Genomic DNA, 12,143 nt, shown 5'->3' with positions numbered 1-12,143 from the left:
GAGCTTCCGCCGCGGCCGTCGGGCTCACCGCGGGACGACGGGCGACGCCGCCCGACGGCGGCCGGCCGGGGGACCGGTCGTCGCCGGGCGGGGGAGGAGGCGAGATGGGACTGCCGGAGCGGGTCGCGGCCACCGACGCCGCGCTCGACATGCTGCGGACGCTGCGCGCGCAGCACGGCGAGCTGATGATCCACCAGTCGGGCGGGTGCTGCGACGGGTCGTCGCCGATGTGCTACCCGGCGGGCGACCTCATCACGGGCGACGTCGACGTGCACCTCGGCGACCTCGACCTGGGCGACGGGGCGGCCGTGCCGGTGTGGATGACGCGCGCGCAGTACGAGTACTGGAAGCACACGCACCTGACGATCGACCTGGTGCCGGGCCGCGGCGCGGGGTTCTCGCTCGAGGCGCCCGAGGGTGTGCGGTTCCTGCTGCGGTCACGCGTGCTGACGGACGCCGAGTACGAGGAGCTGCACGCCGCGGGGGTGGTCTGAGGCGCCCGCGACGGACACGCGGCGTCGAGCCACCGACAGGTGTGGACCCGACGGCGACACGGCGACGCGGAGCGTCTAGCGTGCGGGCATGACGAGCGAGCCGACGACCGAACCCGCCGACGCCCAGCCCGCCCCGGCGATCGAGCCGGACACCAAGGACTGGACGTGGGTGCTGCGCGAGCCGTGCCCCGAGTGCGGGTTCTCCGCCGCGGACGTCGACGTGCACGCGATCGGCGGCACCGTCCGCGACCTGACCCCGCGCTGGATCTCGGCGCTCAACCGCGAGGACGCGCGCGTCCGGCCCGCGCCGCACGTGTGGAGCGTGCTGGAGTACGGGGCACACGTGCGCGACGTGCTGCGGGTGTTCGACGGCCGGCTGCAGCTCATGCTCGAGCAGGACGACCCGCTGTTCGAGAACTGGGACCAGGACGCGACCGCGCTCGAGGACCGGTACGACCTGCAGGACCCGGTCGTCGTCGCGGACGAGCTCGCCGACGCCGCCGACGTGATCGCGGACCGGTTCGACGCGGTGCGCGAGGAGCAGGTGGAGCGTCCCGGTCGCCGGTCGAACGGCTCGGTGTTCACCGTCCGCACGCTCGGCCAGTACTTCGTGCACGACGTCGTGCACCACCTGCACGACGTGCGCGCCTGACCCCGCCGCAACTTTTGTCCACAGGGTCTGTCCACAGCGGTGTGCAAAGGGTTGCCCCGATGTGGACACGTGAAGCGATTAGGCGCTGACCTGCACGTCCGGCGTGTCCCGGGGACTCGCCGCGTCCGACACCACGCCGAAACCTGCCCGCAGCAATCCCGGGGTACGGTCCGCCCATGATCCTGGCCGAGGTCGTCCCCGCGCCGCTCGTCGGCCGGCACGTCCTGGTGCTCCCCGCCGGCACCGACGTGCGCCCGCTCGCCGCCGCGTGGTTCCCCGGCGCGACGTGGGAGCGCCGGCCGCTCGACCCCGGCGAGCGCCCCGCCTCCGCCCGGCCCACCGGCGCGCGGTTCCGCGGCATCGTCGTCGAGGCCCCCCGGCCCACGACGGGACTGCTCCGGCTCGACGCCACCGCCGGGCCCGTCCGGCTCGACGAGGCCGTCGCCCGCGCGCTCGGGCTCGGTGCGCGCGAGCTCGACGCGTGGACGCTGGGCACGGGCGACGACCCGGAGGAGACCGGCGCCGTCGGGGCCGCGACCCGGCACGACCTCGCGGAGGGGTGGACGGTCGCCGCCGCCCGCCGCGTCGGCGGCGCCGTCCTGCCCGCCGACGGCTCGCGTGTCGTCGCCCCCGACCCCGCCGCCGCCGTCGACCTCACGCTCTGGTCGTCCCTGCCGCTGGCCCCGCCCGACGTGGTCCCGCTGGTCCGGCCCGCGCTCGCGGGCGCGCGCATCGGGCCGGCCGACCTCGCGCCCCCGTCCGCGGCGGACCCGACGGCCCAGCCGTTCTCCGTCACCGCGGGCTTCGAGTACGACGGCGCCGTGACGATCCGCGCCGCGCGCGCCCGCGAGGTGCCGCTCGTGCTGTCGACCGTCGACCAGCGCCAGTACGGCACGTGGGCGTACCACGTCGCGTGGCAGCCGCCCGACGGCACCCAGCTGCTCGCCGAGCAGCCGTCGCAACTCCACCTCATCGCGCGGTCGCGCGTGACGCCGTCCGTCGCGCGGGTCGCGGCGACGCTGTGGCGGGTCGCGGGCGGGACGGTCGTCGACAGCGGCGGGTTCGTCGTCCCGCCCGAGGAGCTCGCCGAGCGCGGCCGCGACCTGCGCTGACGCGACCACCGGCGGACGGCCACCGGGCGCCAGAGCGTCGCGGACACGTGCTCGTCCGAGCCGCGGCCGGCCGGCCGCACGTCAGAGGAACGGGTCGCTGCCCGCCGGCACGAGGTCGACCTGGACCGACGGGTGCGCACCGCGGCCCTCGGTGAAGATCACGCCGCGCAGCGGCGGCACGTCGTGGTAGTCCCGGCCCCAGCCGAGCAGCACGTACCGGTCGTCGACGAGCTGGTCGTTGGTCGGGTCGATCTCGACCCACCCGGCCCCCGGCGCCCACGCCGACACCCACGCGTGCGACGCGTCGGCGCCCCGCAGCTTCTCGCGGCCCGCGGGCGGGCGGGTCTCGATGTAGCCGCTCGAGTAGCGGGCGGGCAGCCCGTGCAGCCGCAGCGCCGCGATCATGAGGTGCGCGAAGTCCTGGCACACGCCAGCGCGCTGCGCGAGGAGCTGGTCCTGCGTCGTGTGCACCGTCGTCGAGCCGGAGCGGTAGGTGAGCTCGGTGCGGATGCGGTGCGCGAGGTCGACGAGCACCTCGCCGATCGGGCGGCCCGGGGTCAGGCTCGGCGCCGCGAAGTCACGGACGGACCGGGTGCGGGACACGTGCGGCGACGGGAGCAGCGCCTCGCGCAGCCGGACGAGCGCGTGCTCGTCGACGGTCGCGACGCCGTCACGGACGGACTCGGCGACCTCCTCCCACGGCATCGTCGGCAGCCGGTCGGGCTCGGGCTGCGCGCGCGACACCTCGATCGTCGAGCGGGACGTCACGACGAGGCGCGTGTGCGGCTCCGTGACGCCGAAGTACGTCGTGCGGTTGCCGAAGTAGTCGACGTGCGCGGCGGTGTCGGCGGGCGCGGGGTCGATCTCGAGCGCGGTCGCGAGGCACGCCTGGCCGGGCACGTCGCGGGGCGTGAGCGTCGTGCGGCCGTACGAGTCCGTCACTGGCTGCGGGTAGGCGTACGTCGTGCGGTGCACGAGGTCGTAGGTGCGGGTCATGCGGGCGCGTCCCAGAGGTCCTCGAGCGCCTGGCCGGGCGCGGGTCGGACGAAGTGCACCTTCTCGATCTCGTCGGCCGCGGACCGCAGCCGCCAGCGCATCGACTCGAGCGTCTCCGCGAGCCGCACGCGCCGGCCGTCCGCCCCGACGACCGAGGCTGCGGCCGGGTCGAGCTCGTCGACGAGCGCGACGACGTCGCCGAGCAGGTGGTCGCGCTGGTCGGTCGACGCGCCCGCGACGGGCACCGCGGCGAGGTCCTCCTGGAGCCGGGCGAGCTGGTACGCGAGCGACCGCGGGTTCGTCCGGTCGAGCACGAGCAGCTCGAGCACCTGTGGCACGCGCGCGCCGCCCTGGTAGCGCCGCCGCGCGGTGATGACGGACTCGTGCGTGGTGAGCACCGACTCCAGCACCAGGCGGTCGACGGCCACCGGGCGCTGGTCGACGAGCGTCGCCTGCAGGCTCTCGACGAGGTGCTGCGCGCGCTCGACGCGTCGGCCGGCGTCGAGCAGCCGCCAGCCGACGTCCCGCACGAGCCCTTCGGCGGCGATGCCCGCGACGGCGAGCAGCCCTTCGAGGACGCCGTCGAGCGCGGGCCGCAGCCCCGCCGTCACGGCGCGCAGGTCCGCGGCGGACGACGCCGATCGCGGCGCGCGGCTCCGGGACCTCTCGTCGCGCAGCGCGCGCTCGATCCGCGCGATCGGCCCGAACGTGTCGGTCGAGAGCTGGTCGCGCACGGCCGCGGCGCACCCGGCCATCCGCCGGACCGAGCGCGCGACGGTCCCGTCGAGCCGCGGGTCCAGCGCGAGCGCACGCAGCGCGGGTGGCGTCGGCGCGACGGGGTGCACGGTGTCCGGGGCACGCCCCTCCGGCGTGCCGGCCGCGGCGTCGGGCGTCGCGGCGGTCGCCGTGCTCGTCGTCGGACCCGCCGGCAATGCATCGGGCACCAGGCTCGCGAGCAGCACGGCGAGCGCGCGCCCGCCGGCCGACGCGGGCCGCGCGTGGAAGTCGTCCCAGCGGTCCGCGACGACCCGCAGCACGCGCGCACGGTCCTCCGCACGCTCGGCGTAGCGGCCCATCCAGTACAGGTTCTCGGCGGTGCGCGGCGAGATGCCCGTCGCGGGGATGCGCGCGACGACCGTCTCCGCGGGCGTCTCGTCCGCCGGCTCGACCGCGGGCTCCGCCGACGACGCGAGAACCCACACGTCCTTGGCGCTCGCCCCGGTCGACGACGACACGACCGCCTGCGGGGCGACCCGCGCGAGCCCGCCCGCCATCACCGTGTACGTCGACCGGTGCGCCACGGCGAACGTCCGCAGGACCGCGGCGCGCGGCCCCAGGTCCGCGGGCCCGACGCCGTCGGCGGACGTCAGGTCGGAGCCCACGCCCACCGGCGAGCCGTCGACGACCGGACCGGCCGGGCCGACGGGCTCCTGACCCACCCACGCCCACGGCTCCGCGGCGATCCGGGCCGCGAGGTCGGCGCGCTCGCGGTGCCCGAGCGTCCAGCCGAGGACCGCGCCGCCGTCGGTGCCGCGCGCGGTCGGCAGCAGCACGAGCCGCGCGAGGTTCGTCAGGACGTGCTGCCGGGCGGAGTCCTCGCCGCACCACCACGTCGCGGCCGACGGCAGCAGCAGGTCCTGGTCGAGGACCGTGCGGGCCAGGCGGGGCAGGTAGGCGAGCAGCGCGGGGTTCTCCAGCACGGAGCTGCCCAGCGGGTTCACCAGGCTCACGGTGCCCGCGCGCACCGCCCGGACCAGCCCGGGCACGCCGAGCCGCGACCCGGCGCGCAGGTCGAGAGGGTCGCACCACTCGGCGTCGACACGGCGCAGCAGCACGTCGACGCGCTCCAGCCCGTCGAGCCCGCGCATCCACACGCGCCCCTCGCGGACCAGCAGGTCACCGCCCTCGACGAGCGGCAGCCCGAGCATCGACGCGAGGTACGCCTGGTCGAACGCCGTCTCGCTCGCGGGCCCCGACGACAGCAGCGCGACGCGCGGCTCGTCGGACTCGCGCGGTGCCGCGTCACGCAGCGCCTGCCGCAGCGCGTGGAAGAACGGTCCGAGCCGCTGGATCGACGCCTGCCGGTACACGCCGGCCATGACCTGCGCGACGACGCGGCGGTCCTCCATCGCGTAGGCCGCGCCCGACGGCGCCTGCGTGCGGTCGGCCACCGCGCACCACGCGCCCGACGCGTCCCGCACCAGGTCGGTCGCCGTGAGCACGAGCTCGCGCCCGCCCGGCATCCGCAGCCCGTCGACCTGCCGGAGGAACCCCGGGTGCGCCAGCACGGTCGTCGGGGGGAGCAGCTGGTCCGTGAGCAGGCGGCGCGCGCCGTACACGTCCTGCAGGACCGCGTCGAGCAGCTCGGCCCGTTGCACGAGCGCCGCGTCGAGCGCCGTCCACTCGGGTTCGTCGAGCACCACCGGGACCGGGTCGAGGCGCCACGCGTGCGCACCGCCCTCGGGTGCGTCGGCGCCGTACGTGACGCCGTGGTCGGCGAGCAGCCGCTCGGCCTCCGCGTGCGCACGGGCCAGGTCCGCGGTCGTCGGCTCGTCGCCGGGGTCGACGACGCGCGACCAGTCGGGGCGGAAGTCGTCGAGCGTGACGCCCGCGTCCGACCCGTCGGCCGGTCGCACCGGCGTCGAGAGCAGGTCCGTCACGGGGAAGAGTCTGTCCCATCGCCCCCGCCAGGCGGGGGTGCGACGTCGCCGCGCGTCGGTGGCGACCGTCGCCGGCGCCGCACGACGTCGCGCGCGGTCGAGGGAGCGGGAGACGCGGGAGGGGTCAGCCGCCGCGGTTGGGGGGCTCGAAGTGGATCCCGTCGTGCCCCGCGCGCTCCTCGGCACGGACGACGTGCATGACCGCGTTGATGAGCGCCAGGTGGGTGAACGCCTGCGGGAAGTTGCCGAGGTGCCGACCCGTCCGGGTGTCGATCTCCTCGGCGTACAGGTTGAGCGTCGACGCGAACGACAGCAGCCGCTCGCACAGCGCGCGCCCGCGTTCGAGCTCGCCGATCTCCACCAGGGCGCTGACCAGCCAGAACGAGCAGATCGTGAACGCGCCCTCCTCGCCCTCCAGCCCGTCGTCGGTCTCTTCGACGCGGTACCGCAGGACGAGGCCGTCGACGGTGAGCTCGTCGGCGATCGCGAGGACGGTCGCGCGCACCCGCGGGTCGTCGGGCGGCAGGAACCGCAGCAGCGGGACGAGCAGCAGGGACGCGTCGAGCGCGTCGGAGCCGTACCGCTGGACGAACACCCCGCGCGCGTCGACGCCGTTGCGGCAGATGTCGGCGTGGATCTCGGCCGCGAGCTTGGCCCACTGCTCGGCGAAGTCGTGCTCGTCGTGCATGCGCGCGAGCCGGGCGCCGCGGTCGAGGGCGACCCAGCACATGAGCTTCGACGCGGTGAAGTGCTGCGGCTCGCCGCGGACCTCCCAGATGCCGCGGTCGGGCTCGTGCCAGTGCCGGATCGCGGCCTCGACCTGCCGCTTCAGCACGGGCCACAGCGACTCGGGGAGCTGCTCGCGGGACTTGGCGTGCAGGTACACCGAGTCGAGGACGGCCCCCCACACGTCGTGCTGCGCCTGGTCGAACGCCGCGTTCCCGACGCGGACCGGCTGCGCGCCCTCGTACCCGGACAGGTGCCCGAGCTCCGACTCGTCGAGCCGCTCCTCACCGCCGACGCCGTACATGATCTGCAGGTCCTTGTTGTCCCGGCACACGTCGTGGATGAACGCGAAGAAGTCGTTCGCCTCGCGGTCCAGCCCGAGCGTGTAGAGCCCCCACAGCGCGAACGTCGAGTCGCGGATCCACGCGTAGCGGTAGTCCCAGTTCCGCTCGCCGCCGGGCGTCTCGGGCAGCGACGTGGTGGCCGCCGCGAGCAGCGCGCCCGTGGGCGCGTACGTCAGACCCTTGAGGGTGAGCGCCGACCGCTGCAGGTACGTCCGCCACGGGTGGTCCGGGAAGACGCCGAGCGTGATCCACTCGCGCCAGTACTCCTGCGTGCGCCACGACATGTCCGACGCCTGCTCCCACGTGCGCGGCGCCGGCAGCGGCGACCACGAGAGCGCGACGAACGCCTTGTCGCCGTTCGACATCCGCGTCCGGGCCGACGCCGCCCGCCCGTCGACGCCCAGCCGCAGGCTCGACGTCAGCGTCAGGCTGAGCGCACCGTCCTCCTGCGGGACCGTGCGCACCGCGTGGTAGTCCGCGCCGGTGTACTCCCACTCGGTGTGCCCGCAGCCGTAGTCCAGCGACGGCTCGCACTCGACCTGCAGGTCGACCGTCCCGCTCACGCACGTGATCGTGCGCAGCAGGATGTGCTCGGCGTCGTCGTCCGTCGGCGTGCGGCGGTGCGTCGCCGACCGCTCGTCGTTGTTGTGCCACGGGCCCATGACCATCGCGTCGCGCACCACGAGCCAGCCCGTCGGCGTCTGCCACGTCGTCTCCAGCACGAGGGTGCCCGGCAGGTAGCGCCGCGCCGTCGGCACGCGGATGCCGTGCGGCCCGACGCGGAACGACCCGGCCGCCCGGTCGAGGATCGCCGCGAACACGCTCGGCGAGTCCGGCCGCGGCACGCACATCCACTCGACCGCGCCCGACGGCGAGATCAGGCAGTTCGACTCGCAGTCCGACAGGAACGCGTAGCTCGCGATCGCCGGGAACGCCGAGCGGTGCTGCGCGTCGGAGCCGTGGTGCGGGCGCGTGAGCGCCACATCGGCCCGGGACGGCGCCTCGGGCGGGGGCACGGGGGTCATGTCCTCAGCGTCGTCCTGCACGGTGACGGCATCGGCACGGCCGTGTTGCGGTCGTGTGACGTGCGACGACGCCGTGCTCCGGCCCGTGCGGGGCACGGCGTCAGCCTCCGCCCACGGACGCGACCGCGCGCCGCACCGCCTCGACGGTCGCCGCGACCTCCGCGGCGTCCGTGGCCCAGTTGCTCACCGAGAACCGGACCACGTCCCGGCCCTGCCAGTGCGACGTGTACGCGTACGCGACACCCTCGTCGCGCAGCGCCGCCGACACCGCCTGCGTGCGCGCGTCGTCGGCCAGCGCGACGCACACCTGCGTGTAGACGACGTCGTTGACGACCTCGACGCCGTCGACCTGCGCGAGCCCCTCGGCCAGCGCGGTCGCGCCGTCGGCCAGCCGCTCGACCAGCGCCGCGACGCCCTGCCGCCCGAGCCACGCGAGCGTCGCCCACACGGGTACCCCCCGCGACCGCCGGGACATCTCGGGGACCGTCTCGTGCGGGTCGCTGGTCTCGGCGGCGACGAGGTAGCTCGCGCGGATGCCGAGGGCCGTGCGCGCCGCGTCACGGTCCGCGACGATCGCGATGCCGCTGTCGTACGGCACGTTGAGCGTCTTGTGCGCGTCGGTGGCCCACGAGTCGGCCGTCTCGTAGCCGTGCGTGAGGTGCGCGAGCCGCGGTGACGCCGCCGCCCACAGCCCGAACGCGCCGTCGACGTGCACCCACGCACCGGCCTCGTGCGCGGCCGCGACCGCCGCGCCCACGTCGTCGAACGCGCCCGAGTGCACGTTGCCCGCCTGCAGGCAGACGATCGCCGGCCCCTCGCCGTCGGCGAGCGCGTCGGCCAGCGCGTCGACGGCGATGCGCCCCTGGCCGTCAGCGGCGACGAGCCGGGCCGCGCCCAGCCCGAGGTACCGCGCCGCGAGGTCCACCGACCCGTGCCGCTCCGCACCCGCGATCAGCCGCACGCGCGGCGCACCCGTCAGCCCCTCCGCGTTGACGTCCCAGCCGGCCTTGCGCAGCACGTGCTCGCGACCCGCGGCGAGCCCGACGAGGTTCGCCGTCGTCGCACCCGTCACGAAGCCGACCGCCGACGCGGCCGGCAGACCCAGCAGGTCCAGCAGCCACTCACCCGCGAGGTCCTCGACGGCCGTCGTGCTCGGGCTCGCGTACCGCATGCCGCCGTTCTGGTCCCACGTGCTCACGAGCCAGTCGGCGGCCAGCGCGACCGGGTACGTGCCGCCGATCACCCACCCGTAGAACCGCGGCGACTGGCTCGCCAGCAGCCCCGGCTCCACCGCGTCCGCGAGGCGGTCCAGCACCGCGCGCGGGTCCTGCGTCGACTCCGGCAGGGTCCGCCCGAGCGCGTCCTTGACCTCCCCGACGTCCGCGGCCGGGGGGATCGGGCGCTCCGGCACCTGGTCGAGCCACTCGACCGCCCGGTGCCGGGCCGCGTCGAGCAGGTCGCGGTAGTCGTCGACCGGGGACATGGGCACCGCCGTCCGTGGTGCGCCGTCCGTCCGGGCCGTGCACCCGCCGCGCCACGGGCGCCGTCGCCCGCGGGGGTCCGCATGCTTCGGAGTGTTCTCCCGCCTCCGGGTGCCGTCAACGCGAGGGCGACCCCGCCCACGGGCGCACGAGGGCCGGGCGCCGTCGGACGGCACCCGGCCCTCGTGTCCCGCGTCGTGCGGGCCCGACCCGCGTCAGCCGCGCGGCGCGGCGCCCGGGAGCGGCGGCACGACCGGCGGCAGCGCACGCTGCGGTGCGGCCCTGCGCGCCTGGTCCGGCACGACGAACGGCTGCGCGTCACCGACGCACACCGTGCCCTCGTCGGGCAGCGTCCCGTCGAGCAGGTAGCCGTCGACCGCGTCGGTCACGCACGCCGACGTCCCGTAGGCCGTGTGTCCCCAGCTGTCGCTCGACAGCAGGCGGCTGCTGCCGAGGACCGCGTCCGCGCCGACCGCGCCGTCGTAGTTCGTCGCCGGGTCCCAGTAGTTGCCGACGACGAGCACGGGGTGCGCCGACGAGCGCGTGAACGGTCCGCGGTACGCGTCCTCGTCCTTGACGGTCCACGTCGACGTCGCGCACGGCGCCGACGCCCACGTCCACAGCGGTCCGAAGCCCGGCGCGTCCGCGTCGGCCCGCTTGGCCGCGGCCGGCCACTGCGACGCCTTCGACGGGTTGAGCCCGTCGGTGCACAGCACCGACTGGAACGCGTCGAGGCCGTTCGGGTACGGGAAGCCCAGGCCCAGCGACGCGCGCTGCGCGGCCTCCTGCGCGGCCGCGGCGTCCTGCTCGGCCTGCAGCGTGCGGAAGCGGTCGAGGAGGGCGGCGTTCGCCTCGGCCCCCTCGGGCGTGCCCGTGCCGCCGGCCTGGAGCGACGCGACGAAGGAGATGTCGGAGTCGACCCACTGCCAGCCGTCGGGCGCGTACAGGTCGGACAGCAGGAAGGAGATGAAGGTCGCGTAGGTGAGCGTGAACAGGACCTCGCCCGTCTCCGGGTCCACGATGTCCACCGGCTGCTGCCGGAGGCCGTCGATCACCTGCTCGTAGACCGCGTGCGGCTCGCCGAGCGACGCGGTCTGGCACACGTCCGCGGCGTCGGCGCACCGGTCGAGGATCTCCTGGAGCGCCTTCGACGCGCCCTCGCCGGAGCGCAGCCGCTGCGTCTGCGGCACCGACGCCGTCGCCGGCGTCCCCGCCCACGCCGTCGGGTCGAGCACCCCGTCGATCACGAGCGAGCGGACCCGGTCGGGGAAGAGGTTCGCGTACACGCTGCCCAGGTACGAGCCGTACGAGAAGCCCAGGTACGTGAGCTGCGCGTCGCCGAACGTCCGCCGCAGCACGTCCATGTCACGCGCGACCTCGGCGGTCGACATCGACCCGGACAGCGGCTTGCCCGTCGTCGAGCAGGCCCGGCCGAACTTCTCCGACGACGCGACCGCGGCCTTCGTCTCCGCGTAGTCCACGGGGAACGCGACGTCGAGCAGGCCGGACAGCGCGGCCGCCTGCTGGCCCACGTCCTTGAAGCACTGCACGTTGCTGCTGAAGTTCGTGCCGCGCGGGTCGATGCCGACGACGTCGAACCGGGCGAGCAGCTCGGGGCTGAGGAACTGCGGGGCCACGGCGGCGATCTCGACGCCCGAACCACCGGGACCGCCGGGGTTGAGGAAGAGGGTGCCGATCTTCCGCGCCGGGTCGGACGCCGGGATCCGCAGCACCGCGACCTCGGTCGTCGCGCCGCGCGGCTCGTCGTAGTCGAGCGGGAGCGCTGCCACCCCGCACTCGGCCGTCGAGCCGAACAGCGGGCTGCAGTCGAACCACCCGAGGTCCGGGGCCTTCACCCGGTCGACGCGTGCGGCCTCGGACCGGGACGTCGTGTCCCCACCACCGGTGGGTGCCGCGGACGCCGCCGTCGCCGTCGGGACGACCGCGGCGGCGGCGGTCAGTGCGGCGAGCGCCGCGACGAGCGTGCGTGCTGATCTGCGCAACTGCATGCTTCCCCCTGCCGGCGTGCCGTCGGCCGCCCCTGTGCGACCTGTCGGCCGGCACGCGCCGCGCCCACCCTCTCGACGGCGTCGGGCGTGTCACAAGGCCCTCGTCGGCCCCTTCACGGGACGTCCCCAACTGGACGTCCGCCCTGGTCGGAGATGCCGTGGCGACGGTCGACGCGGCAGCCGGTGCGGAGCGCGGCGCTCGGCGCCACACTCGACGGCATGGACGTCATGACGTGGGTCGACGGGTACGAGCGGGCGTGGCGCGGCAACGACGTGGCGGGTCTCGGCCAGCTCTTCACCGACGACGTGCGCTACCTGCGGTCCGCCTACGACGACGGCCTCACGGGGATCGACGCCGTCCGCGAGTTCTGGCCCGACGACTCCGCGTTCACCATGCACGCCGCGCCCGTCGCGGTGCAGGGCGACACCGCCGTCGTGCGGGTGGACGTCCAGTACGGCGGCGACGAGCCGCACGAGTACCGCGACCTGTGGATCCTGCGGTTCGCGGGCGACGGGCGCGTCCGGCACTTCGAGGAGTGGGCGCACTGGCCCGGCATGCCGGGGTGGAACCCCGCCGCCGAGTAGCCGCTCCGTCGAGCCCGCCCAGCGGCGTTGCCCCGCTGTCTGCGCGACCGGTGTCGTTA

The 12,143-nt window shown here is 75.6% G+C and carries 9 protein-coding genes; 4 read left to right on the top strand and 5 right to left on the bottom strand.

Annotated elements, in window-relative coordinates; all coding sequences use genetic code 11:
- Positions 1-104: 104 nt before the first annotated feature.
- The 3 genes from OOT42_RS18840 to OOT42_RS18830 all read left to right on the top strand — a co-directional run bounded on the left by OOT42_RS18840 (position 105) and on the right by OOT42_RS18830 (position 2,258).
- The gene (locus OOT42_RS18840; RefSeq protein WP_273652685.1) at positions 105-494 is read left to right on the top strand and encodes a DUF779 domain-containing protein; all 390 of its coding nucleotides are present in this window, start codon (positions 105-107) and stop codon (positions 492-494) included.
- An 88-nt stretch (positions 495-582) separates the two neighbouring features.
- Positions 583-1,146, top strand: a complete 564-nt coding sequence (locus OOT42_RS18835) for a DinB family protein (protein WP_273652684.1) — start codon at positions 583-585, stop codon at positions 1,144-1,146.
- 176 nt (positions 1,147-1,322) lie between these two features.
- Positions 1,323-2,258 (top strand): hypothetical protein, encoded by a 936-nt coding sequence (locus OOT42_RS18830; protein ID WP_273652683.1) that lies wholly within the window; start codon positions 1,323-1,325, stop codon positions 2,256-2,258.
- 81 nt (positions 2,259-2,339) lie between these two features.
- On the opposite strand, the gene OOT42_RS18825 is transcribed toward OOT42_RS18830, so the two are convergent.
- The 5 genes from OOT42_RS18825 to OOT42_RS18805 form a co-directional block, all read right to left on the bottom strand.
- On the bottom strand, positions 2,340-3,254 hold the full coding sequence (locus OOT42_RS18825; RefSeq protein WP_273652682.1) for a transglutaminase family protein: 915 nt from the start codon (positions 3,252-3,254) through the stop codon (positions 2,340-2,342).
- Entirely contained in the window at positions 3,251-5,914 is a 2,664-nt protein-coding gene (locus OOT42_RS18820) for a circularly permuted type 2 ATP-grasp protein (protein ID WP_273652681.1), read from the bottom strand. The genes OOT42_RS18825 and OOT42_RS18820 overlap by 4 nt, the downstream gene beginning before the upstream one ends.
- 124 nt (positions 5,915-6,038) lie before the next feature.
- The gene (locus tag OOT42_RS18815; RefSeq protein ID WP_273652680.1) at positions 6,039-8,009 is read right to left on the bottom strand and encodes a glycoside hydrolase family 15 protein; all 1,971 of its coding nucleotides are present in this window, start codon (positions 8,007-8,009) and stop codon (positions 6,039-6,041) included.
- 100 nt (positions 8,010-8,109) lie between these two features.
- Entirely contained in the window at positions 8,110-9,492 is a 1,383-nt protein-coding gene (locus OOT42_RS18810; protein ID WP_273652679.1) for a pyridoxal phosphate-dependent decarboxylase family protein, read from the bottom strand.
- 213 nt (positions 9,493-9,705) lie between these two features.
- Positions 9,706-11,499, bottom strand: a complete 1,794-nt coding sequence (locus tag OOT42_RS18805) for an alpha/beta hydrolase (RefSeq protein ID WP_273652678.1) — start codon at positions 11,497-11,499, stop codon at positions 9,706-9,708.
- Positions 11,500-11,718: 219 nt separating this feature from the next.
- On the opposite strand from OOT42_RS18805, the gene OOT42_RS18800 reads away from it, so the two are divergent.
- The gene (locus tag OOT42_RS18800; protein WP_273652677.1) at positions 11,719-12,084 is read left to right on the top strand and encodes a nuclear transport factor 2 family protein; all 366 of its coding nucleotides are present in this window, start codon (positions 11,719-11,721) and stop codon (positions 12,082-12,084) included.
- Positions 12,085-12,143: the final 59 nt, after the last annotated feature.

It is taken from the genome of Cellulomonas fimi, from assembly GCF_028583725.1.
Classification (GTDB): domain Bacteria; phylum Actinomycetota; class Actinomycetes; order Actinomycetales; family Cellulomonadaceae; genus Cellulomonas; species Cellulomonas fimi_B.
The sequence above is the reverse complement of the archived record's forward strand: the minus strand, read 5'-3'. Positions and strand labels throughout refer to the sequence as shown.

What these genes read in the sequence shown, in the direction of transcription:
- OOT42_RS18815 (WP_273652680.1), bottom strand. Translation starts at nt 8,009, where the DNA reads ATGACCCCCGTGCCCCCGCCCGAGGCGCCGTCCCGGGCCGATGTGGCG.
- OOT42_RS18805 (WP_273652678.1), bottom strand. Translation starts at nt 11,499, where the DNA reads ATGCAGTTGCGCAGATCAGCACGCACGCTCGTCGCGGCGCTCGCCGCA.
- OOT42_RS18810 (WP_273652679.1), bottom strand. Translation starts at nt 9,492, where the DNA reads ATGTCCCCGGTCGACGACTACCGCGACCTGCTCGACGCGGCCCGGCAC.
- OOT42_RS18840 (WP_273652685.1), top strand. Translation starts at nt 105, where the DNA reads ATGGGACTGCCGGAGCGGGTCGCGGCCACCGACGCCGCGCTCGACATG.
- OOT42_RS18835 (WP_273652684.1), top strand. Translation starts at nt 583, where the DNA reads ATGACGAGCGAGCCGACGACCGAACCCGCCGACGCCCAGCCCGCCCCG.
- OOT42_RS18830 (WP_273652683.1), top strand. Translation starts at nt 1,323, where the DNA reads ATGATCCTGGCCGAGGTCGTCCCCGCGCCGCTCGTCGGCCGGCACGTC.
- OOT42_RS18800 (WP_273652677.1), top strand. Translation starts at nt 11,719, where the DNA reads ATGGACGTCATGACGTGGGTCGACGGGTACGAGCGGGCGTGGCGCGGC.
- OOT42_RS18825 (WP_273652682.1), bottom strand. Translation starts at nt 3,254, where the DNA reads ATGACCCGCACCTACGACCTCGTGCACCGCACGACGTACGCCTACCCG.